Origin of the sequence: Pseudomonas putida (genome assembly GCF_028682395.1) — a bacterium.
GTDB classification, from domain to species: domain Bacteria; phylum Pseudomonadota; class Gammaproteobacteria; order Pseudomonadales; family Pseudomonadaceae; genus Aquipseudomonas; species Aquipseudomonas putida_AB.
Map to the genome: position 1 here is coordinate 143,090 of NZ_JANHLC010000001.1, position 22,850 is coordinate 165,939.

At 61.2% G+C, this 22,850-nt stretch carries 21 protein-coding genes and 1 pseudogene; 11 read left to right on the forward strand and 11 right to left on the reverse strand.

The window, feature by feature from the left end:
* Nucleotides 1-3 precede the first annotated feature (3 nt).
* Nucleotides 4-2,979, forward strand: coding sequence for an HD domain-containing phosphohydrolase (locus NPS46_RS00615; RefSeq protein ID WP_274104461.1), 2,976 nt, complete (start codon nucleotides 4-6; stop codon nucleotides 2,977-2,979).
* A gap of 11 nt (nucleotides 2,980-2,990) precedes the next feature.
* Here the strand turns inward: NPS46_RS00615 and NPS46_RS00620 are convergent, their stop codons facing one another.
* Entirely contained in the window at nucleotides 2,991-3,452 is a 462-nt protein-coding gene (locus NPS46_RS00620) for a GAF domain-containing protein (RefSeq protein WP_274105370.1), read from the reverse strand.
* A gap of 41 nt (nucleotides 3,453-3,493) precedes the next feature.
* Nucleotides 3,494-4,384, reverse strand: coding sequence for an ATP-binding protein (locus NPS46_RS00625; protein WP_274104462.1), 891 nt, complete (start codon nucleotides 4,382-4,384; stop codon nucleotides 3,494-3,496).
* A gap of 130 nt (nucleotides 4,385-4,514) precedes the next feature.
* Between NPS46_RS00625 and NPS46_RS00630 the strand changes: the two genes are divergently transcribed.
* Nucleotides 4,515-6,836 (forward strand): hybrid sensor histidine kinase/response regulator, encoded by a 2,322-nt coding sequence (locus tag NPS46_RS00630; RefSeq protein ID WP_274104463.1) that lies wholly within the window; start codon nucleotides 4,515-4,517, stop codon nucleotides 6,834-6,836.
* Here the strand turns inward: NPS46_RS00630 and NPS46_RS00635 are convergent.
* The 3 genes from NPS46_RS00635 to msrB all read right to left on the reverse strand — a co-directional run bounded on the left by NPS46_RS00635 (nucleotide 6,820) and on the right by msrB (nucleotide 8,318).
* Nucleotides 6,820-7,281, reverse strand: coding sequence for a MarR family winged helix-turn-helix transcriptional regulator (locus NPS46_RS00635; RefSeq protein ID WP_274104464.1), 462 nt, complete (start codon nucleotides 7,279-7,281; stop codon nucleotides 6,820-6,822). The genes NPS46_RS00630 and NPS46_RS00635 overlap by 17 nt on opposite strands.
* Nucleotides 7,278-7,763 (reverse strand): glutathione peroxidase, encoded by a 486-nt coding sequence (locus tag NPS46_RS00640; RefSeq protein ID WP_274104465.1) that lies wholly within the window; start codon nucleotides 7,761-7,763, stop codon nucleotides 7,278-7,280. Before NPS46_RS00640 ends, NPS46_RS00635 begins: the two co-directional genes overlap by 4 nt.
* A gap of 156 nt (nucleotides 7,764-7,919) precedes the next feature.
* Entirely contained in the window at nucleotides 7,920-8,318 is a 399-nt protein-coding gene (msrB, locus tag NPS46_RS00645; RefSeq protein ID WP_274104466.1) for a peptide-methionine (R)-S-oxide reductase MsrB, read from the reverse strand.
* 215 nt (nucleotides 8,319-8,533) lie between these two features.
* On the opposite strand from msrB, the gene NPS46_RS00650 reads away from it, so the two are divergent.
* Nucleotides 8,534-9,745 (forward strand): pyridoxal phosphate-dependent aminotransferase, encoded by a 1,212-nt coding sequence (locus NPS46_RS00650; RefSeq protein ID WP_274104467.1) that lies wholly within the window; start codon nucleotides 8,534-8,536, stop codon nucleotides 9,743-9,745.
* A gap of 311 nt (nucleotides 9,746-10,056) precedes the next feature.
* Entirely contained in the window at nucleotides 10,057-10,944 is an 888-nt protein-coding gene (gene htpX, locus NPS46_RS00655; RefSeq protein ID WP_274104468.1) for a protease HtpX, read from the forward strand.
* A 59-nt stretch (nucleotides 10,945-11,003) separates the two neighbouring features.
* On the opposite strand, the gene NPS46_RS00660 is transcribed toward htpX, so the two are convergent.
* Nucleotides 11,004-11,660 (reverse strand): thiopurine S-methyltransferase, encoded by a 657-nt coding sequence (locus tag NPS46_RS00660; protein WP_274104469.1) that lies wholly within the window; start codon nucleotides 11,658-11,660, stop codon nucleotides 11,004-11,006.
* 102 nt (nucleotides 11,661-11,762) lie between these two features.
* On the opposite strand from NPS46_RS00660, the gene NPS46_RS00665 reads away from it, so the two are divergent.
* On the forward strand, nucleotides 11,763-12,530 hold the full coding sequence (locus NPS46_RS00665) for a DODA-type extradiol aromatic ring-opening family dioxygenase (RefSeq protein WP_274104470.1): 768 nt from the start codon (nucleotides 11,763-11,765) through the stop codon (nucleotides 12,528-12,530).
* A 78-nt stretch (nucleotides 12,531-12,608) separates the two neighbouring features.
* Here the strand turns inward: NPS46_RS00665 and NPS46_RS00670 are convergent.
* Nucleotides 12,609-14,316, reverse strand: a pseudogene (locus tag NPS46_RS00670) (DEAD/DEAH box helicase).
* A 425-nt stretch (nucleotides 14,317-14,741) separates the two neighbouring features.
* Complete coding sequence (locus NPS46_RS00675) at nucleotides 14,742-15,497, reverse strand: spermidine synthase (RefSeq protein ID WP_274104471.1); 756 nt, start codon at nucleotides 15,495-15,497, stop codon at nucleotides 14,742-14,744.
* Between the two features lie 128 nt (nucleotides 15,498-15,625).
* Between NPS46_RS00675 and NPS46_RS00680 the strand changes: the two genes are divergently transcribed.
* Entirely contained in the window at nucleotides 15,626-16,972 is a 1,347-nt protein-coding gene (locus tag NPS46_RS00680) for a class II 3-deoxy-7-phosphoheptulonate synthase (protein WP_274104472.1), read from the forward strand.
* 55 nt (nucleotides 16,973-17,027) lie between these two features.
* On the opposite strand, the gene NPS46_RS00685 is transcribed toward NPS46_RS00680, so the two are convergent.
* Nucleotides 17,028-17,777, reverse strand: coding sequence for a sulfite exporter TauE/SafE family protein (locus NPS46_RS00685; RefSeq protein WP_274105371.1), 750 nt, complete (start codon nucleotides 17,775-17,777; stop codon nucleotides 17,028-17,030).
* Between the two features lie 105 nt (nucleotides 17,778-17,882).
* Here NPS46_RS00685 and NPS46_RS00690 point away from each other — a divergent pair, with 105 nt between their 5' ends.
* From NPS46_RS00690 to NPS46_RS00700, 3 genes are all read left to right on the forward strand, one after another.
* Nucleotides 17,883-18,839, forward strand: a complete 957-nt coding sequence (locus tag NPS46_RS00690; RefSeq protein ID WP_274104473.1) for a LysR family transcriptional regulator — start codon at nucleotides 17,883-17,885, stop codon at nucleotides 18,837-18,839.
* A gap of 70 nt (nucleotides 18,840-18,909) precedes the next feature.
* Nucleotides 18,910-19,365 carry a MarR family winged helix-turn-helix transcriptional regulator gene (locus NPS46_RS00695; protein ID WP_274104474.1) on the forward strand — a complete coding sequence of 152 codons (456 nt, stop codon included), beginning with the start codon at nucleotides 18,910-18,912 and terminating at the stop codon, nucleotides 19,363-19,365.
* Nucleotides 19,366-19,551: 186 nt separating this feature from the next.
* Complete coding sequence (locus NPS46_RS00700) at nucleotides 19,552-19,971, forward strand: organic hydroperoxide resistance protein (protein WP_274104475.1); 420 nt, start codon at nucleotides 19,552-19,554, stop codon at nucleotides 19,969-19,971.
* Between the two features lie 93 nt (nucleotides 19,972-20,064).
* Here the strand turns inward: NPS46_RS00700 and NPS46_RS00705 are convergent, their stop codons facing one another.
* Nucleotides 20,065-20,634 (reverse strand): elongation factor P, encoded by a 570-nt coding sequence (locus NPS46_RS00705; RefSeq protein ID WP_274104476.1) that lies wholly within the window; start codon nucleotides 20,632-20,634, stop codon nucleotides 20,065-20,067.
* Between the two features lie 48 nt (nucleotides 20,635-20,682).
* Nucleotides 20,683-21,816 carry an elongation factor P maturation arginine rhamnosyltransferase EarP gene (earP, locus tag NPS46_RS00710; RefSeq protein WP_274104477.1) on the reverse strand — a complete coding sequence of 378 codons (1,134 nt, stop codon included), beginning with the start codon at nucleotides 21,814-21,816 and terminating at the stop codon, nucleotides 20,683-20,685.
* Between the two features lie 136 nt (nucleotides 21,817-21,952).
* Between earP and NPS46_RS00715 the strand changes: the two genes are divergently transcribed.
* Entirely contained in the window at nucleotides 21,953-22,348 is a 396-nt protein-coding gene (locus NPS46_RS00715) for a hypothetical protein (protein WP_274104478.1), read from the forward strand.
* A gap of 13 nt (nucleotides 22,349-22,361) precedes the next feature.
* A complete protein-coding gene (locus NPS46_RS00720) occupies nucleotides 22,362-22,844 on the forward strand; it encodes a GreA/GreB family elongation factor (protein ID WP_274104479.1) in 483 nt (160 codons plus the stop codon).
* The last annotated feature ends 6 nt before the right edge of the window (nucleotides 22,845-22,850 follow it).

Below are 22,850 nucleotides of genomic sequence, written 5' to 3' on the forward strand. Positions count from 1 at the left end.
GATATGCCCAACCCCAAGGGGTCGCAAAGGCGTCGCTTGCCGCTGCACGTTCATATCGCCGTCATGTTCAGTTGCCTATTGCTCCTGGCGGGCGTGGTGCTGGGGCTCTTCAACTATCAGCAGACCACGCGGATTATTCTCGCCAGCAGCGAAAACCTCTTCGAGCGAATCGCCCAGGATGTGCAGTTGGACCTGCAGCACACCTATCAGCCCATCCGCCAACTGTTAAACCTGCTCAGTATCGACGTTCCCCAGCAAAGCGAACGACTGAAACTCCTCGCGCCCTTCACCAAGGCACTCGAGGATCACCCTCAATTGGCCTCGCTGTACGTGGGTGACACCGCTGGCAGCTTCTTCATGGTCCGCCCCCTGCGTACGGCACAACTGAGAGAGCGCTTCAAGGCACCGGAATCTGCCACCTATCAAGTCTGGACTATCCAACGCCAGGAGCCCGGCAGTGTACGAGCCGAGTATCTGTTTTTCGACAAGACACTCAAGCTGCTGGAGCATCGGGAGAAACCGAACGAGACCTATGATCCGCGTAGCCGAAGCTGGTACATCGATGCCCGCGCAGGCACCCACGGCAGCCCCGGCAGCGACGCCGACCAGATCACCACCGCACCCTACGTCTTTTTCTCGAGCCGCGATGTCGGCACCACACTGGCCCGCACCAGTGGCAACCAGACAGTCATCGGCGCCGACCTGACCCTCGCCGAGCTGTCCGCCACCCTGCTCAAGAACAAAGTCACCCCCAGCACCGAGATTGTTCTATACGACGCCAGGGGCAGAGCCGTGGCCTACCCGGACTACGCTCGTCTGATTGTCGAGGCGGACACCGCGCTGCTTGCCAAGGCCAGCGATCTGTCGGCACCGCTGGCCGCCCTGCTCAAGCCTGGGGCCGGCCACGGCAATCGCCTGCACGTAGACCAGCGCCGCTGGGTCGTATCGCGCAGTGACCTGGCCGAGGGCGGGCCCCAGGGCCTGCACCTCGCCCTGCTGGTGCCGGAGGATGAGCTGCTGGTCGATGCTTATCGCCTGCGCTGGCAGGGCGGCATGATTACCTTGGCGATTCTGCTGGTCTGCTTACCGCTGGGCTGGCTGATTTCCCGTGTGATGGTCAAGCCGCTGCGTGCTCTGGTGCGTGAAGCCGATGCCATTCGCAGCTTCGACTTCAACTACCCGACGAGCCGCCGATCTCCGGTTCTGGAAATCGACCAACTGGCGCTCTCCATGGTGCGAGTAAAGGACACCCTGGCCAGCTTCTTTGAAATCACCGCCAGCCTTTCGGCGGAGACCCGGTTCGAGCAGTTGCTGCAACGGGTGTTGTTCGAAACCGTAAAAATCGCCCAGGCCAGAAGCGGCCTGATCTACCTGCTGGATGCCCCCAGCGGGCAGCTCGAGCCGCACGGCCTGGTGATTGATGGCACTTCGCGCGTGCCCAGTGATTACGCGGTCGCCAACCTCGATATCAACGATCCACAGCGACCTGGCTGGCTGCTCGGGTTGACGCACGACATTAATAGCCGGGTCGATACCCGCGGATTCGAGCAGGCCCCCGAGCTGAAGGGAATACTGCAGGCCATGGAGTGCCCTAGCGTCCATCAAATTGCCATTCGCCTGCATAACCGGCGCAATGAAACCATTGGCATCCTGCTCCTGGTGTTGTCCGACAGCGGTGATGAAACCGATATGGACACGTTGCAACCAGACCGCATCGCCTTTATCCAGGCGGTGTCCGGCGCCGCGGCGCTGTGTATCGAAAGCCAACACCTGCAAGCCCGGCAGAAACAGCTACTGGACTCTTTCATCCAACTGCTGGCCGGCGCGATCGACGCCAAGAGCCCTTACACCGGCGGCCACTGCCAGCGAGTTCCTGCGCTGATGCTGATGCTTGCCCAGGCCGCGGCGGACAGTGAAGAGCCAGCCTTCAAAGCCTACCAGCCCGACGATGAAGAATGGGAAGCCTTGCATGTCGCCGCCTGGCTGCATGATTGCGGCAAGATCGTCACCCCCGAATACGTCGTCGACAAGGCGACCAAACTGGAAACCCTGAACGACCGCATCCACGAAATCCGCACCCGGGTCGAAGTCCTGAAACGCGATGCCTTAATCACCTACTGGCAATCCGTCGCCCAGGGACAGGACGAAGCGTCGGCCCGTAACACCCGCGACGCCAGCCTGCTGGCCCTGGACGACGACTTCAGGTTTATCGCGCACTGCAACCTCGGCGGCGAAGCCATGGCGCAGGCGGACCTGCAACGCCTGCAAACCATTGCCCAACGCACATGGAGCCGGACCCTGGACGACCGCCTCGGCGTCTCCTGGGAAGAAAACCGGCGCCAGGCACGCGAACCCGCCCGCCCACTGCCGGCGACCGAGTATCTGCTGGCTGACAAGCCTGAGTACCTGATCGAACGTCCTGCGGCCGAACTGATCCCGGATGACAACCCCTGGGGTTTCAAACTCGATGTGCCGGCCTACAAATTCAACCGCGGCGAGCTGTATAACCTGAGTATTGCCAGGGGCACGCTAACCGCCGAAGAACGCTACATCATCAATCACCATATGGTGCAAACCATCCGCATGCTCAGCGGCCTGCCGTTTCCCGAACACCTGAGCAACGTGGCCGAAATCGCCGGCGGGCATCATGAAAAGATGGATGGCAGCGGCTATCCGAAGCGCCTGTGCCGAGAGCAATTGAGCCTGCCCGCGCGGATGATGGCGATCGCCGATATCTTCGAGGCGCTCACGGCCGCCGACCGGCCCTACAAGAAAGCCAAGACCCTGAGCGAAGCGCTGGGCATCATGGCTGGCATGTGCCGCGACGCTCATATCGATGCGCCGTTGTTCGAGCTGTTTATCCACCAGCGCATCTACCAGCGCTACGGTGAAGTTCACCTGAGCGACGAGCAGATCGATACGGTCGATATCGCCGCCTTGCTCGACAAGGCCGGTCTCAACCCGGCCCGATCAAACTAGAGACGCGGCACTTAGGCCGCTGGCGGCATCAGCGAGCGGCAATCGGTCAGGCGCAGGAAGATCGCCACCAACTGCTCGACGCCCGCCTGATCGGCAGGACTGAAACGCGCCAGACGCGGGCTATCGAGGTCCAATACACCGAGCAAATGCCCGTCCTTGACCAACGGCACCACCAACTCGCTGTTGGAGGCGCTGTCACAGGCGATATGCCCGGCGAAGGCATGAACATCCTCGACCCGCTGCGTTTGCAACGACGCAGCCGCCGCACCGCAAACACCCCGCCCAAAGGGAATTCGCACACAGGCGACCTGCCCCTGGAAAGGCCCGAGCACCAGTTCCTGGTGACGATTGAGATAGAAACCGGCCCAGTTCAGGTCGTCCATTTGGCTGAACAGGAACGCCGAAAACTGCGCGGCATTGGCGATGAAATCACGCTCGTCGGCCAGCAGGGCCTCCAATTGCGCGCAAAGCATACGGTAGCCCTCCAGGCCACCACCGACTGTGTCCAGTTTGATCAAGATTCCTGCTCCAGCAGTTGCAGACCGACCCAGTACCGCGCGAACTGATAGGCGCAACGACCATTGCGATTGCCCCGCCCGGTCGCCCAGCGAACCGCTAGGATTTCCAACGCCTCGTCGCGCTGCCAACTCAGGCCGGCCTTGGCCGCCAGCTCGCCGATCCAGTGCTCGACCACATCGAGGAAGTGTTCCTGAGTAAACGGGTAGAACGACAGCCACAAGCCGAACCGGTCGGACAGGGCAATCTTGTCCTCAACCGCCTCACTGGGATGCAACTCGCCGTCTACACGCTTCCAGTTGTCGTTGTCGCTCTGATTTTCCGGCACCAGGTGACGACGGTTGGAGGTGGCGTAAAGCAGCACATTGTCCGGTGCCTGCTCCAGCGAACCGTCGAGCACGCTTTTGAGCACTCGGTAATCGCCCTCGCCGGCCTCGAACGACAGGTCATCACAGAACAACACAAAGCGCTGGGGCAGTTTGGTCAGTTGTTCGACCACACGCGGCAGGTCCGCCAGGTGATCACGCTCGATTTCGATCAGGCGCAAACCGGCAGATGCATGCTCGGCCAGCAGGGCGCGCACCAGCGAAGACTTGCCGGTCCCGCGCGATCCCCACAACAATGCATGGTTGGCCGGCAGGCCCTGGATAAACTGTTGGGTATTGCGCGCCAGTTGCTCGCGCTGCTTGTCGACGCCGATCAGGTCGGACAGACGCATGTCCAGGCTGACCTCCAGCGGCAACAGGTAGCCACTGCGCCCTTCACGCTGCCAACGAGCAGCCAGGCAACGGTCCCAATCAACAGCCTGACGAGGCGCGGGCAGTAACGGTTCGAGACGCGCGAGAACGGCATCGGCACGTTCAAGAAAAGCATTCAATCGGGAATCCACGATATCTCCTCAGGCCCGTTAGGCATCATTTTCAGGTACAACACTGCATCGCCGCAAAACACCGCCGATACAGCCTTCATCATCAGCTATGCTTGCCCGGCGTAGGGACACGGAAACGACACGGCCACCCATGGATATCAAATTCACCCACCGCCTGTCCTATAAACAAGCCAGGTCGACAGTGCTGGCCGGCTTCATTCTGGGGACCCTGCTCAGCCTGGTGCAAATCGGCATCGATTATGCCAGTGAAGACGAGTCCATCAACCGGGAAATCGCCTCCCTGCTGGAAATCAGCCATAACCCGGCCTCACGGATTGCCTACAACATCGATGCCGAACTGGCACTGGAACTGGCCCACGGCCTATTGCGTTCGCCTGCCATTGTTCGCGCCCAGTTGATCGACAACAGCGGCATGGTGCTCGCCAGCCTAGAGCGTGAGCCGCAGACCAGCTCCTATCGGGTCCTGAGTGACTTCCTGTTTGGCGCCAACCGGCATTTTGAAGACCGGCTGTACCTGGACCATATGCCCGGCGAAACCCTCGGCACCCTGCGCCTGGACGTGGACACCTTCGCCTTCGGCACGCGGTTTCTGCGCCGTGCCGAAGTCACCCTGCTCAATGGCTTCGCCCGCAGCCTGCTCCTGTCGGGCATCCTGCTTGCCCTGTTCTACGTGATGCTGACCAAACCTCTGGTGCGCCTGATCGAGGAAATCAGCAGCCGCAATCCGCGCAGCCCCAACCAGGCCCCCCTGGAATTCCCGCCAGGGCACAAGAATGATGAGATCGGCGTCCTGGTCAAGGTCGCCAACCAGCAGTTCGAAAACATGGCCATCGAGATCGAGCAGCGACGTCATGCCGAGAATCGCCTGACCGAATACCTTGCCCAGCTCGAACATATCGTTTCCGAGCGCACCACCGAACTCAAGGCCAGCAATGCGCGCCTGAGCCAGTCCAACGCAGAGCTGGAAATTGCCCGCCAGACCGCGCTCGATATGGCGCAGGCGCGCTCTGCGTTCCTCGCCAATATGAGCCACGAGATCCGCACGCCGCTCAACGGTTTGCTCGGCATGATCGCACTGTCGCTCGACAGCCCACTGAACAACGAGCAGCGCCAGCAGCTATCGATCGCCCACGACTCCGGCAAGGTTCTGGTGGAGCTGCTCAACGATATTCTCGACCTGTCCAAGTTCGACGCGGGCCAGCTGGAGCTCGAACGCATTCCCTTTGACCTCGGCGCGCAGATCGAGGACACCGCCAACCTGTTGTCGCAGAACGCCGCGCCAGGGGTCGAGTTGACCTGCCTGATCGAGCCGAACTTCCCCGCCCTGGTACTCGGCGACCCGACCCGGGTCCGGCAGATTGTCAGCAACCTGCTGTCCAACGCCTTGAAATTCACTCGGTTCGGCCGCGTCGACGTGCGCCTGAAAAGCCACGGTGACGGGATTCGGCTGGAGATCAGCGACACCGGCATCGGTATCGCCCAGGAAGCCCAGGCGCGGATTTTCCAACCCTTTACCCAGGCAGGCGCAGGGATTACCCGCCAGTTTGGCGGGACCGGATTGGGCCTGGCACTGACCCACAAACTCTGCGCAGCCATGCACGGCCGCCTGAGCATTCAATCGGAAGCCGGTTTCGGCAGCCAGTTCGCGGTCGAGCTGCCCCTGCCTACGCATACGCAGGCCCAGCCATTGACGCCTCTGAGCGGCCGGGTCATCGCCATCAGCCCCGCCGGCAGCGGCTTGAGCGAACTGCTGGAGAGCCTGTTGCCGGGTTGGGGCCTGGAGTTGATTCGGTGCAACATCGACGACAGCCTCGACGGCCTGGCCCCCGACCTGCTGATCACCGATTGCCCGCAATGCCTGTTTGGCTTGCGGCCGCAGATCAGCACCCCAGTGCTGCTGGTCACCGCCTATGGCAACTTCATGCCCAGCGAACAGGCCGCCGCCCTCGCCCCCTTGCAACAACAGGCCCGGCCACTGGCGCGCCACACCCTGTACCAGGTCCTCTGGCGGACATTGCTGCCCGACGACCCGGCGCACGCCCAGGCCCAGCAGACCGACACCCTGCCGCAGCGCCAGGCGCGGATCCTGCTGGTGGAGGACAACCCGGTCAATCAACTGGTGGCCAAAGGCATGCTGAGCAAGCTCGGCTGCGAAGTCAGCATTGCCGCCCACGGCGGCGAAGCACTCGAACATCTCGAGCACAGCCATTTCGACCTGGTATTGATGGACTGCAATATGCCCGTGATGGATGGCTATGAAGCCAGCCGACAGATCCGTCGCAGCGGGCGCTGGCCGGATTTACCGATCATCGCCCTGACCGCCAACGCCATGCCCGAGGAACGCGAGCGCTGTCGCGCCGCCGGGATGAACGGCTATCTGGCCAAGCCTTTTCGCCGCGAAGAACTGATTGCCCTGCTCGATCAGTGGCTACCGGCTACGCCGGCATCCTGAGCTGCAACAGCAGTCGGTCAAGGCCCTGGCGCAGGGTATCGAGGGAGCGCAGATCGACCCCGTGTTCACACAAGAGCCGAGCCTTGAGCGGCCCGACCTGCTCACGCAGGACCACGCCTTTCTCGGTCAGGCTCAGATGCACTTCGCGCTCATCCGCAATCGACCGTCGCCGCTCGACCAGTCCAAGGGCCTCAAGACGCTTGAGCAGTGGCGTCAGCGTCCCGGAGTCGAGGATCAGGCGCTCACCCAGCGCCTTGACCGTGGGCGCGTCTGCTGGCCGCACGTGCCACTCCCACAACACCAGCATGACCAGGTACTGCGCATACGTAAGTCCCAACTGATCCAGCATCGGCTTGTAGCCCCGGATGACCGCGCGCGAAGCCGCGTACAACTTGAAGCACAGCTGGCTGTCGAGCTCCAGGCCGTCATGACTCGAGTCCATCATTTCAACAGGGCTTCAATCTCGCCCACCAGATCCTGAGGCTTGGTCGTCGGGGCAAAACGCTTGACCACCTGGCCGTCCTGGCCGATCAGAAACTTGGTGAAGTTCCACTTGATGCCCTGGGAGCCGAGCAGCCCGGGGGCGCGTTTCTTCAACTGCACAAATAGCGGATGGGCCGCCTGGCCGTTCACATCGATCTTCTTGAACAGTGGGAAACTGACGCCGAAATTCAGCTCGCAGAACTGCTCAATCGCCCCTTCATTGCCCGGTTCCTGCTTGCCGAACTGATTGCAGGGAAACCCGAGTACCACCAGCCCCTGATCCCTATAGGTCTGCCAGAGCTGTTCAAGCCCCTGATACTGCGGGGTAAAGCCGCATTTACTCGCGGTATTCACCACCAGGACCGCCTTGCCGGCGAAGTCGCCGAGGGTCGTTTGCTCACCCTTGATGGTGGTGCAGGGAATCGAGAACAGGTTGTCGCTCATGGCCAAACCTCCAGTGAAAGTCGACGAAAGATAGCAATCAATTAAATTGCATACAATTTAATAATCGGCACTTCCCACGCCAATACCGGCCTGCGCCCGCCTCGTCCATCGCGCGCAGGCGCAGTCACCATGGCCGCCCCGTCGAGGGCAGCGCCGTCACGCGTCGCGCGGCACCAGGTCCAAGCACACCGAGTTGATGCAGTAGCGTAACCCCGTCGGCGGCGGGCCATCCGGGAATACATGGCCCAAGTGCGCATCGCAGCCCGCGCACACCACTTCGGTACGGATCATGCCGTGGCTGATATCCCGTACCTCGACCATGGCGCCCTCGCCAATCGGCTCATAGAAGCTGGGCCAGCCGCAGCCGGAGTCAAACTTGGCGGCGGAATCGAACAACGGTGTCTGGCAGCAGACGCAGTGATAGACACCCGGGGTCTTGGTGGCGTTGTACTTGCCCGAAAACGGGCGTTCAGTGCCCTTCAAGCGGCAGACGTTGTACTGCTCGGGATCGAGCATGGCGCGCCATTCATCTAGGGTCTTGTGCAACTTGTCCATGGTTGGGCCTCTACTGCGCAAAAAGCCGGATCTGTATCTTTTCGCGGAATCGGGTGGCACGTATGATTGCGCCTCGTTAAACGCCAGTCTGGCAGCCGCGCTACCTGCATTCAAACGGATTTTCCAGGTTCGCAGCCGCCACGCCCAGACCCAGCCTCCCACAGCGGTTAGCCCTCCTCGCCGTCTGGATCGTACTTTTTCGGGATCACATCGCCATGCAGGTCAGCAAATCGAACAAGCTCGCCAACGTCTGCTACGACATTCGCGGCCCGGTGCTCAAGCACGCCAAACGTCTGGAGGAGGAAGGCCATCGCATCCTCAAGCTGAATATCGGCAACCCGGCCCCCTTTGGTTTCGAAGCCCCGGATGAAATTCTCCAGGACGTTATCCGCAATCTGCCAACCGCCCAGGGCTACAGCGACTCCAAGGGCCTGTTCAGCGCCCGCAAGGCCGTGATGCAGTACTACCAGCAAAAGCAGGTGGAAGGCGTCGGCATTGAAGATATCTACTTGGGTAACGGCGTCTCCGAGCTCATCGTGATGTCGATGCAGGCCTTGCTCAACAACGGCGACGAAGTCTTGGTCCCGGCCCCGGACTACCCGCTGTGGACCGCCGCCGTCGCGTTGTCCGGCGGCAATCCGGTGCACTACCTGTGCGACGAGCAAGCCAACTGGTGGCCTGATCTGGCCGACATCAAGGCCAAGATCACGCCGAACACCAAGGCCATGGTCATCATCAACCCGAACAACCCGACCGGCGCCGTGTATTCGCGCGAAGTGCTGCTGGGCATGCTCGAGCTGGCCCGCCAGCACAATCTAGTGGTGTTCTCCGATGAGATCTACGACAAGATCCTGTACGACGATGCCGTACATATCTGCACCGCGTCCCTGGCCCCGGACCTGTTGTGCCTGACCTTCAACGGGCTGTCCAAGTCCTACCGTGTCGCGGGCTTCCGCTCCGGCTGGGTGGCGATCTCCGGACCCAAGCATCATGCCCAGAGCTATATCGAAGGCATCGACATACTGGCCAACATGCGCCTGTGCGCCAATGTGCCGAGCCAGCACGCCATCCAGACGGCACTCGGCGGCTACCAGAGCATCAATGACCTGGTCCTGCCGCCCGGTCGCCTGCTGGAACAGCGCAACCGCACCTGGGAATTGCTCAACGACATTCCCGGCGTCAGTTGCGTCAAACCCATGGGGGCTCTTTACGCCTTCCCGCGGATCGACCCAAAAGTCTGCCCGATCTTCAACGACGAGAAGTTCGTCCTTGATCTGCTGCTCTCGGAAAAGCTGCTGGTCGTGCAAGGCACCGCATTCAACTGGCCATGGCCAGACCATTTCCGCGTGGTGACCCTGCCGCGCGTGGACGACCTTGAACAAGCGATCGGTCGCATAGGTAACTTCTTGAAGTCCTACCGCCAATAAGGACATTACCTGCCGCCAGATTCTTGATGTATCGGGCGGCAGACGCGCCCCAGAGGGCTTTTCCGCCAAAGGCTCTACACTGGGCAGATCGCCGAAATCCACGCCAAACCTTGATAGCACGCGACTCAGAGGCCATTCTTGGGCTAGCGTGCAGTATTGCCACACGCTATTTCGCTGGGAAATAACCTGCAACCAAGAGTCATTTTGCCGTAGGACACAGTTTGAAATAGTCCCCTGGTTGAATAGCCCGTAGTCGCACCTTATATACCCCCCATCACGCGACATCTTTAGATGAGGAGAATCTTTTAACCATGATGCGCATTCTGCTGTTCTTGGCCACAAACCTGGCGGTCGTGCTGATTGCCAGCATTACCCTGAGCCTTTTTGGTTTCAATGGGTTCATGGCGGCCAATGGGGTTGATCTCAACCTCAATCAGCTGCTGATCTTCTGTGCCGTCTTTGGTTTTGCCGGCTCGCTGTTCTCGCTCTTCATCTCCAAGTGGATGGCGAAGATGAGCACCAGCACCCAGATCATCACCCAACCCCGCACCCGCCACGAACAATGGCTGCTGCAAACGGTCGAGCAACTCTCCCGCGAAGCCGGGATCAAGATGCCCGAAGTGGGTATCTTCCCGGCCTATGAGGCGAACGCGTTCGCCACGGGCTGGAACAAGAATGACGCCCTGGTCGCGGTCAGCCAGGGTTTACTGGAGCGCTTTTCGCCGGATGAAGTGAAAGCCGTGCTAGCTCACGAAATCGGCCACGTTGCCAATGGCGACATGGTGACCCTGGCGCTGGTCCAGGGCGTGGTGAACACCTTTGTGATGTTCTTTGCCCGGATCATCGGCAACTTCGTCGACAAGGTTATTTTCAAGAACGAGGAAGGCCAGGGTATCGCGTACTACATCGCGACCATCTTTGCTGAATTGGTACTGGGCTTCCTGGCCAGCGCGATCGTCATGTGGTTCTCGCGCAAACGCGAATTCCGCGCTGACGAAGCCGGTGCCCAATTGGCCGGTACCAGCGCCATGATCAGTGCGCTGCAACGCCTGCGCTCCGAGCAGGGTCTGCCGGTGCATATGCCCGACACCCTGAACGCCTTCGGCATCAACGGTGGTTTGAAACAGGGTCTGGCCAAGATGTTCATGAGCCACCCACCACTGGAAGAGCGTATCGACGCATTGCGCCGTCGCGGCTGATCATCTCCTCGCAACAACGAAAAAGGGCGACTCTGGTCGCCCTTTTTTGTGCGTGTCGCTCAGCGTTTACTCAGCCGGTAGACCCGCTCTTCCAGCCGGCTCGCGCCGGCCTTGACGAATTTCGGGTTCTCGCCAAGCACATCGCGAACTTCAAGCCCCTGCAACTGCCAACTCTGCGCAAACAGCGCTTGAACGTCCTGGTCCGGCACTGAAAACGGCGGCCCATCCAGTTGCGCCTGATCGTAGTCCAGGGTAATCAGCAGCCCCCGAGCGCCCTGCACCATGATCCGATTCAAATGGGCGGCATAGCGCTCGCGCATCGGCGGCGGCAAGGCAATCAACGCTGCTCGGTCGTACAGCCCGCGACAGTCGGCAACATCGGCCGCGCTCAAGGCAAAAACATCTCCGCACCAGAGCTCCACCGGCCCCGCCTCATACACCTGGAACGCCCCGTGTTGGCGGATCTGCGGCTCAAGGCGGTGCTCCGTGAAAAAGTCTTCGACAGCCTTCTGCGTCAGCTCCACGCCCAGCACCCGCATGCCTTGGGCAGCCAGCCAGCTCAGGTCCAGGCTCTTGCCGCACAACGGCACGAGCACTCGGCTATCGGCCGCCAGCCCCAGGTCAGGCCAATGGCGCTTCAGACAGGGATTGACCGCCTCCTGATGGAAACCAATCTGATTGCTCTCCCAGCGTTGTTGCCAAAATTCTGCCTGCATGACTGATCCTTAAATTCGATAGGAAACCGCTAAAACTTATATTGGATTTAGATCAATGAACTGCCTGAAGATGGCGCCATCTTAACGCTCAGGAGTCAGTTCATGCTTCCCAGCCTGTTTATTTCTCACGGCTCGCCCATGCTTGCCCTGCACCCCGGTGCCAGCGGCCCGGCCCTTGCGCGCCTCGCCGCAGAACTGCCAAAGCCCAAGGCCATTGTAGTGGTCTCTGCACATTGGGAAAGCCATGAGCTGCTGGTCAGCGGCCATGCGCACCCAGAGACCTGGCACGACTTCGGCGGCTTCCCGGCCGAGCTCTTCGCCGTACAGTACCCCGCCCCCGGCGACCCCGAACTGGCCAGGCAGGTCTGCCAGCTTTTGCAAGCCGATGGCCTGCCCACCCGTATCGACGAACAACGCCCCTTTGACCACGGCGCCTGGGTGCCCTTGTCGCTGATGTACCCCAAGGCCGATATCCCGGTGGTCCAGGTCTCGCTGCCAAGCCGTGCCGGGCCAGCGCTACAGACCCGCATCGGACATGTGCTCAGCGTCCTGCGCGAGCAGGATGTGCTGCTGATCGGCTCCGGCAGCATCACCCACAACCTGGGCGAGCTGCACTGGAATGCTGGCCCGGAAAGCGTCGAACCCTGGGCCAAGACCTTTCGCGACTGGATGGTCGACAAACTCGCCAGCCAGGACGAAGCCGCCCTGCATGACTACCGTCGCCAGGCCCCCTACGCCGTGCGCAGCCACCCCAGCGACGAACACCTGCTGCCGCTGTACTTTGCCCGCGGCGCCGGCGAGCACTTTGCCGTCGCCCACCAAGGCTTCACTCTGGGGGCGCTAGGCATGGACATCTACCGCTTCGACTGATGCGTGCCTTTGCCCAAGACAAAAAAAATCCCCGAACCAGTCGGGGATTTTTTCTTCAGACGATCAGCTCAACGCGGATCAGTCCTCGCGATAGCGACGCAGCTTCAGCTGCTTACCGGCAACACGCGTGTCCTTGAGCTTGGCCAGCAAACGCTCCAAGCCTTCTTCCGGCAGTTCTACCAGGCTGAAGCTGTCGCGTACCTGGATGCGACCGATCGCTTCACGTGCCAGGCCACCCTCGTTGAGGATTGCGCCCAGCAGGTTCTTGGCAGCGATACCATCACGCGCACCCAGCGCGGTACGGCAACGTGCACGGCCTTCGGCCAGCGGGATCGGCGCACGACGCTCGCGGTCGCCACGATCCGGACGGTCACCCGAACGCTCAGGACGATCACCACGTGGCGCGCTGTTCGGCACCAATGGACGCTCGCGCTCGATGGCCGCCAGGGTCAGGGCCTGACCATTGGTGGCTTTGCGCAGCAGAGCGGCGGCCAGGGCGCGTGGCGTGCAACCGATATCGGCAGTCAGACGGTCCAGCAGCTCGCCATGGCTCGATTCGGCATCGGCAACCAGTGGCGCCAAGCTGTTGGTCAGTTTCTTGATGCGCGCATCGAGAACGGCCTGGGCATCCGGCAGGCGGACTTCAGCCACTTTCTGACCAGTCACACGCTCGATCACCTGCAGCATACGACGCTCACGCGGCGTTACCAGCAGCAGTGCACGACCTTCGCGACCTGCACGACCAGTACGGCCGATACGGTGAACGTAGGATTCCGGGTCGTACGGCATGTCCACGTTGAATACGTGAGTGATGCGCGGTACGTCCAGACCACGGGCAGCAACGTCGGTCGCGACCACGATGTCCAGGCGGCCATCCTTGAGGGAGTCGATCACGCGCTCGCGCTGGTTCTGGGCGATGTCACCGTTCAGCGCAGCCGCTTTGTAGCCTTTGGCTTCAAGGGCGCTGGCCAGGTCCAGGGTCGCTTGCTTGGTACGGACGAACATGATCAGCGCGTCGAAGTCTTCGACTTCCAGCAGGCTCAGCACCGCCGAGGTCTTCTGGTCCGCATGCACCAGCAGGTGAGCCTGCTCAATCGCGGTCACGGTCTGGGTCTTGCTCTGGATCTTGACGTGTTTCGGGTCTTTCAGGTGACGCTCGGCGATCGCCCGGATCGACTGCGGCAGGGTCGCCGAGAACAGTACGGTCTGGCGGGTTTCCGGCATGGCCTTGAAGATCACTTCAAGGTCATCCATGAAGCCCAGCTTGAGCATTTCGTCCGCTTCGTCGAGAACCAGGTGGTTCACGGTCGCCAGGACTTTTTCGTCGCGACGCAGGTGGTCGCACAGACGACCCGGAGTGGCGACAACGATCTGTGCGCCATTACGGATAGCTTTCAATTGTGGGCCCATCGGCGCGCCGCCGTAGACAGCCACAACAGTTACGCCCGGCATTTGCTTGGCATAGGTTTCGAAAGCGGTTGCAACTTGTAACGCCAACTCGCGAGTTGGGGTCAGGATCAGAGCTTGCGGCTCGCGCTTGGACGGATCGATGCGGTGCAGAATCGGCAGGGCGAACGCAGCGGTTTTACCCGTACCGGTTTGCGCCTGACCAATCATGTCATGACCGGCAAGGATGATCGGGATTGACTGCTGCTGAATGGCCGAAGGCTCTTCATAGCCGGTAGCGACTACTGCAGCGACAATATTGGGATGAAGTTCAAGAGCGGCGAAGCCGCCGATTTCCTGGGTCATGGGTCTGCCTCTAAGTGCATCCGCAAAGACCCATGCTCCAAAGCTGCGCATGCCGTGTAAGACTCAAGAGTCGCCCTGGCAGCTTTGTCGGCGGGGATTTGCGAAAACGATTAAATGAATGGATCGTCAAGGATAGCCCGCGAAACGGGCAAGCAGCCGAAGCTGACTTCGGGGAATTGCATCTACCTAAACGTGGCCCGGTGAAAGGCCGGCGCGCACTATACCGGAAATAGCCAAAAAAGGGAGATTTATTTAACAGAATAAATCGCTACGCCCCTCATTGTTGCGGGCTTTGCACCGTCTCAGCGCACCTCGGAGGGGGCAAAGTACCGGCGCCACGAGGGCTGGCGCTTAAACGTTTCACTGTTCACGAGCGCAACCTACAAGACAGCCGGTCATTTCACGCCGAGCACAATCTCCGGCAATCATCGCGAAAAGCCGTAAAAGCGCCCCCGTCACTCACGTGGCCGGGCGAATATCGCTGATCAACGACTGCAGCGAATAGCCCAGCCGTGGCGCCAGGGCCTGCGCCCTTTCCGCCAGCGCCTGATGATCCAGCGTCTGCTCCAGGTCCGCCGGCACAATCAGGATCACATTGCCCTCTTTCACCGGCAGCTCCCAGTAGTGACGGTGATACAAACCGCGCAACAGGGCGGCGCCCAACGGCTTGCCATCATCCGTGGCCCACTGGTTGATCACCAGCCAGCCGCCGGGATTCAGACGTTTCTGACAGTTTTCCAGAAAGGTCCAGGCCAGGTGACCCGCTCCCGGGCCAAGGTCGGTATAGAGATCGACAAAGATCAGGTCCGCAGGCTCGGCGCTATCGAGCAGTTCCAGGGCATCGCCAACCCGGATATAGAGCCGGGGATCATCGTCCAGTCCCAGGTATTCAATCGCCAAGCGCGGTACGTCCGGACGCAGCTCGATGGCTTCGACATCTTCGAGTGGCAGGAACTTCAGGCAGGCCTGGGTCAGGGTTCCCGCGCCCAGCCCGAGAAACAGCGCCGTCTCCGGCGCCTCATGGCACAACGCACCGATCAGCATTGCTCGGGTGTAGTCGTACTCCAGCCAACTGGGGTCGGCCGTGAAGACGCAGCTCTGCTCGATGGCATCACCGAACTCCAGGAAGCGATAGTCGTCCACTTCCAACACCCGGATCATGCCGAAGTCGTCATGCACTTCGGCGAGCAGCCGCTCGACGCGCTCCTCGGTCATTTCATCTCCTTGCCGCAGTCGCCCGCCAGGGGGCACAAAAGGGCTAATTGTCAGCCAGGCTGGCGGAGCAGGTCACGCACTAATTACTGCTAACATAGCGCTCCGCCCGTAAAACACTAGAGTCCGTGATGAGCCAACCCTGGAGCCCCGACAGCTGGCGCGCCCTGCCGATCCAGCAGCAACCGCACTACCCCGATGCCGCCCATTTGCTGCGCGTCGAGCAAAGCCTGGCCAGCTATCCGCCGCTGGTATTCGCCGGCGAAGCCCGGGAACTGCGCCGCCAGTTTGCCGAAGTCACCCAGGGTCGCGCCTTCCTGCTCCAGGGCGGCGATTGCGCGGAAAGCTTCGCCGAGTTCTCGGCCGCGAAAATCCGCGACACCTTCAAGGTGCTGCTGCAGATGGCCATTGTCATGACGTTTGCCGCCGGCTGCCCGGTGGTAAAAGTGGGGCGCATGGCTGGCCAGTTCGCCAAGCCGCGCTCGGCCAATGACGAAACCATCGACGGCATCACCCTGCCGGCCTATCGCGGCGATATCGTCAATGGCATTGGCTTCGATGAAAAGAGCCGCGTGCCAGACCCGGAGCGCCTGCTCCAGTCCTACCACCAGGCCACTGCCACGCTGAACCTGCTGCGCGCCTTCGCCCAGGGCGGCTTTGCCGACCTGCACCAGGTGCACAAATGGAACCTGGACTTTATCGCCAACTCCGCCCTGGCCGAAAAATACAGCCAACTGGCCGACCGCATCGACGAAACCCTGGCGTTCATGCGCGCCTGCGGCATGGACAGCTCGCCACAACTGCGCGAAACCAGTTTCTTCACCGCCCACGAAGCCCTGCTGCTCAACTACGAGGAAGCCTTCGTACGGCGCGATAGCCTGACCAACGATTACTATGACTGCTCCGCGCACATGCTCTGGATCGGCGACCGTACCCGCCAACTCGACGGCGCGCACGTCGAATTCCTGCGCGGGGTGCACAATCCGATCGGGGTCAAGGTCGGCCCGAGCATGAAGACCGAGGAGCTGATTCGCCTGATCGACACGCTCAACCCGGACAACGATCCGGGCCGCCTCAACCTGATCGTGCGCATGGGCGCGAACAAGGTCGGCGACCATCTGCCGGGGCTGATCCGCGCGGTGGAAAGCGAAGGCAAGCAGGTGCTCTGGAGCAGCGATCCGATGCACGGCAACACCATCAAGGCCAGCAGCGGCTACAAGACCCGGGATTTCGCCCAGATCCTGACCGAGGTCAAACAGTTCTTCCAGGTCCACCAGGCCGAAGGCAGTTATGCCGGCGGCATCCATATCGAAATGACCGGCCAGAACGTGACCGAATGCATTGGCGGCGCACGACCGATTACCGAGGATGGGCTGTCGGACCGCTACCACACCCACTGCGATCCGCGCATGAATGCCGACCAGTCCCTGGAGCTGGCCTTCCTGATTGCCGAGACCTTGAAGCAGGTCAAACGCTAGCGCCGCTTCCCACAGGAGCGAGGCTGCTCGCTCCTATGCAGGCTCAGGGCCCGGGTCAGACCTTGAAGGCCAGCATCACCGCGCACAGCGCCAGAAAGCCACAGAACAACCCACGCAGAAGTTTCTCCGGCATTGCGTAGGCCAACTTCACTCCCCAACTGATACTCAGCAAACCACCGACTGCCAGGGCCGCCCCCATCCGCCAGTCCACCTGGCCATGCACGCCGTAGGTCACCAGCGTTACCGTGGTGCTGGGCGCCGCCAGGGCCAGGGACAAGCCCTGGGCCACTACCTGACTGGTGCCGAATACGCTGGTCAGTAGCGGCGTGGCGACCACCGCCCCACCGACGCCAAACACGCCGCCCATGGTCCCCGACGCCGCCCCCAAAACGCCCAGCCAAGGCCAGGCGTAGCGCATCTCGCCACTGGCCTTGGGGCTGGCCATAAACATCCGCAGCAGATTGTAGCCACCCAGTGCGAGCAGAAAGACGACAAACCCCAGCCGCATGCTTTGTGCATCCACCCCGACCGCCCAGATCGAGCCCAGCCAGGCAAAGCAAAAGCCCATGGACGCCAACGGCAGCGCGTGGCGCAACTCGATCCGCGTCCGCTGGTGATAACGCCACAGCGCCAGCAGCACATTGGGGACCACCATAACCAGTGCCGTCCCTTGGGCCAGTTGCTGGTCCAGGCCGAACAAGAGCCCCAGCACCGGAATGGCAATCAGCCCGCCACCGATGCCAAACAGCCCGCCCAGCGTCCCCAGCGCCGCCCCAAGCAGCCCATACATCACCAAATCGATCACAGTCATTCCCCCAGCAGAGCGCTACATGCTATCGAGTCCAGGCTAGCGCGGAAACGCACAGCCGCGCACAATGGCTGTGCCAAACTCGCATAGCCGGTCATTTCCATGAACCCCAATACCCTCACCGAACAGTTGGGCCTGTTTCTCGACGTACTGGAAACCGGCAGCTTTTCGGCGGCATCCCGACGCCACCCACTGACCCCTTCGGCCGTGGCACGGCGCATAGACAGCCTGGAAAGTGCCGTCGGCAGCCGCCTGGTGATCCGCAGCACCCATGCGGTGCGAGCCACTGCGGCGGGCCTGGCCTTTGCCGAGCGCGCCCGCCGCATCGTCGCCGAACTGCGCCTGGCCAGGGCCGAAGCCGTCTCGCTGAGTAATGCGCCGGAAGGCCTGATTCGCGTCGATGCGCCCGCCCCGTTCGGGCGTCGCCATCTGGCACCGGCAATCGCCGACTTCCTGGTCGTCTACCCGGGGCTGGATGTGCAACTGCATCTGATCGACAGCTTCGTCGACATGCACGGCAGCAGCCTGGGCAAGGTCGACCTGGTCCTGCGCGCCGGCCCCCTGGCCGACACGCGCCTGGTCGCCACCCCCCTGGCCCATATGGTGCGGATCGCCTGCGCCAGCCCGCAGTACCTGCAGCAACACGGCGTACCCGAGCACCCGACCCAGTTGAGCGAGCACGACGGCCTCGACTGGGACACCCTGGCGCCGCCCTTCGCCTGGCGCTTCAAGATTGATGGCCAGATGCAACTGCACCGTCCGCGCCGCATGCGCATGAGCGCTAACAACGCCGAAACCCTGCTGTGCGGGGCGCTGGCCGGCCTGGGCATTGCCCACCTGCCAACCTGGCTGGCCAGTGAGTACCTGCTGCGCGGTGAATTGCAGCCACTGTTTTGTGAAAGCGGGCTGCCGGAGGCTGAAGCTAGCGGCATCTATGCCTTGCGCCTGGAGCACAACACCGACTCGCGCAGCCACTTGCTGCTGGAGTTCCTGAAAAGCCGATTCTGCCCCATTCCACCCTGGGATCTCGCCCTGCTCAGTGATCTGAACTGGCACTGAGCCACAGCTTTATCTGGCGCATTAAAGGCTCGCCCGCTAAATTCATCGCAGCCACGACATAGGTTTCACCATGAAAAGTGCTTCCCCGGACACCTGCGACGCCCTGCTCCTCGACAACCAAGTGTGCTTTGCCCTGCATTCCACCTCGCTGTTGATGACCAAAATCTATAAACCCCTGCTACAAGCCCTCGGCCTGACCTATCCGCAGTACCTGGCCATGCTGGTGCTCTGGGAAAAAGATGGGCTGACGGTAGGCGAGATCAGCAACCGCTTGCTGACCGATCCCGGCTCTCTGACGCCACTGCTCAAGCGCCTGGAAGCCGAAGGCCTGCTGAGCCGGACCCGCAGCACCGAAGATGAGCGCGTGGTCATCGTCACCCTGACGGACAAAGGCCGTGTGCTACGCGACCAGGCCACGGACATTCCGCAATGCATCCACAGCAGCAGCGGCCGTTCCGTGGAGCAACTGCGCACGCTGCAGAACGAACTGTTGGCGCTACGCAACAACCTGCAAAACAGCCTTTGACAGACCGAGCGACGTCGCGGTACCGCGGCGTCGAGGCCTGCAGACCCTAGACTTGCCCCCCATCACGCGCGCACGGCGAAACGCTGCCGACGAAAATTTATCTTGCGCACAATATATTTGCGCTATAAATTAACCACTCAATTGATTAGCGCGCAAACTATTTGCGGACAAATAAGGAAAGCCATCATGCAAACGCTCTATACCGCCGTCGCCACCGCCACCGGAGGCCGTGATGGCCGCGCGATCTCCAGCGACACCATCCTCGACGTCAAACTCAGCACCCCCAAAGAGCTGGGCGGTGCCGGTGACCAGGCCACCAACCCGGAACAACTGTTCGCCGCCGGCTACGCTGCCTGCTTTATCGGTGCCCTGAAATTCGTCGCCAACCAAGGCAAACAACCTATCCCCAACGACGCCTCGATCACTGCCCATGTAGGCATTGGGCAGATTCCGGGCGGGTTCGGCCTGGACATCGACCTGCATATCAACCTGCCCGGCCTGGAGCTGGCAGCCGCCCAAGCCCTGGTCGAAGCCGCGCACCAGGTATGCCCTTACTCCAACGCCACCCGCGGCAATGTCGATGTGCGCCTGCATGTGACCGTCTGATACGCGCCATCGCTGGAACGCCCACCCAATAGCGCCCACAAAAAAGCCCGACTCAAAGGTCGGGCTTTTTTGTGGAAGCGGTAAAAGCAGCGCTTATTTAGCACGGCCTTTGTAGGAACCGCCTTCACGAGTATCGATCTCGATCATGTCACCGATTTCGATGAAATCAGCAACCGACAGCTCGGTACCGTTTTTCAATTTGGCAGGCTTCATGACCTTGCCGGAGGTGTCGCCACGGGCGGAACCTTCGGTGTAGTCAACCTGACGCACGATAGTGGTCGGCAGCTCTACGGAAACCAGACGATCTTCGAAGAACACGGCTTCGCAAACGTCGGTCATGCCTTCTTCAACAAATGGCAGAACGCTTTCGATGTCTTCGGCGTTCAGCTCGTACATGGTGTAGTCAGTGGTATCCATGAACGTGTAGGTGTCGCCGCTGATGAAGGACAGGGTCGCTTCTTTACGGTCGAGGATTACGTCATCCAGCTTGTCGTCGGCGCTGTAAACGGTTTCGGTCTTGTAACCAGTCAACAGGTTCTTCAGCTTGGTCTTCATGATTGCGCTGTTACGACCGGACTTGGTGAACTCAGCTTTCTGAACCAGCCAAGGGTCGTTGTCGATACGGATCACGGTACCGGGTTTCAGTTCTTTACCAGTTTTCATTACGAATATCCGAATTTGGATGGAGTTTACAAATCGCTAGGCCGCGTATCATAGCCAATTTCGATAAAACTGTACCAGCGCCGCTGCAAGATCAGGTCGCGAGGCCTGCTCCAGACACCAGCGTTCAGCGTGCTCGAACCATTCCTGCCAGTGCCGCTCGGCTTCGCGCCAGTGCCCAGCCATCTCCCCGCCCACATTCCAGGCCCGCCACAACCCTTGCAGCGCCAACCGAGCGTCCGGCGACAGGCCCGCCGTATAGAGGTGCAGAAACGCCTCGAGTTTATCCAGATGAATATCGTCTTCCTGACGGTAGATATGCCACAGCATCGGCCGGGCCGCCCATTGGGCCCGGACAAAGGAATCCTCGCCGCGCACCGCGTTGAAGTCACAGCTCCAGAGCAGGCGATCGTAGTCATCCTGCGGGACAAAAGGCAGCACCTGCAGGGTCAGCGCGCCACGCACCTGTACCATTCCCGGCGTCATCTGCTCCAGGTCCAGCCAGCGCAGTACATCCGCAAGTACCCGCCCCTCAGGCACCAATAGATGGGTAGGTGTTCCCCCTGTCGCCATGGCGTCAAGCCAACTGGCCAGCCCGGTGTTTTCGTAGGCAAACAAAGAAACCAACCGCGCGTCGGGCGCCGGCACCACGCCCAGGCTGGCGAGAAAAACGCTGCGCGCCGCGGCATCCGCCTGAAAAGCCTCACGCTGGAGCAGCAAGCCGCCTTCGCGCAGCAAACCGCCCGTACCCGCCTGAAACCCGGGAAAGAAAAAGTATTTCTGTACGTTTTTATGCTTCAGCGAGGGCAAACCATGACACCCCACCACCCAGTCTTCGGCACTCAGATAGTCGAGATTGAGCCACAGCGGCGCTTGCTCCCGCGCCGCCATGGCCTCCAGGTAGGCGTCGGGCAACTGGCAGGCGAACGCAGCGATCACCACATCGGCGCTAGCCGTGGGTTGCCATTCGCCCTGCCAGCGACAGACTTCGACACCCTGCTGCCATTGCCTGGCGGCATCGACCTGGATGGCCGGGCACAGACGCTCAAAGGCACGCAGATCATCAACCCACAAGCGCACGGCACATTGATGCTCCGCGACCAATTGTCGGGCCAGGCGCCAGGTCACCCCGATATCGCCGAAGTTATCCACCACGGTACAAAAAATATCCCAGGTCACTCGCATTCCGGGCTCTCCAACTAAAAGGCGGCGATTGTCCGCATAAATCATCGCGTACAGAAGGGCTAAGTGGGTTTTTCTGTCGGCACCCCGTGCGACAATCGCCGTCAGCCCAACCTAATGAGCCTGCCAGGAGGCCATCATGCCCCATCGCCCAGCACCTCGGCGCCCACACACCATCAACCTCAACCCGTGGCAATTGATCGCCAGCATCGCGTTGGGGATCTGGCTGGGAGGCCTGGCCCTGTTAATCAGCGCCTGGCTACTGGCAACCCTGGTGTGGCCTCAACCCCTGGCCGTAATGGCCAGACACCTGGAGCCAGCACCTGTCGCCACGCCAAAAACGGCCGAACCGAGCAACCCGATGTTCGAGCAATACCAGCAAAACCTGCACAAACAGCAGCAGCAACAGAACCTCGAACAGGCCCGCAGCAATCCGCGCAACCTGTCCAACCCCCAATGCCAGTTCTGGCTGCAACAGGACCAGACGGCCCCCAGCGACAAGAGCCGGGCCAATGTCCTGCAATTGTGCGATTGAGTAGCCCGCCCCCATGAACAAGCTCACCCTGCACCAGGCCCTGCTCGCCAAGCTGAGCGCCGATCTGCAAGTCGCCCAGCGCGCCGCACAAACCGCCTATGAAGCAGCGACCCACGAAGAAAACATTGCGGAGAACAAGTACGACACCCTAGGGCTGGAAGCTTCCTACTTGGCAACCGGCCAAGCCAGACGCGTCGAAGAGATAAAAGCCGCACTCAAAGCCTGCCAGGAACTGGACGCCCAACCCTACGACGATGCACAGGGCATTCACCTTGGCGCTCTGCTCACCCTGGAAAATAGCAACGGCCAGCAGCAGAAGCTGTTTTTAGCCCCCGCGGGTGCGGGGCTCAAGCTCGACGTCGAAGGCCAGCAGGTCACGGTGATCACGCCGCGCGCGCCGCTGGGCCAAAGCCTGCTGGGCAAACGGGAAGAGGATGAAGTGGAAATAGTGGTCGCCGGCAGCCGTCAGGGCTTCAGCATTATCGCGGTCCAGTAGGCGCCA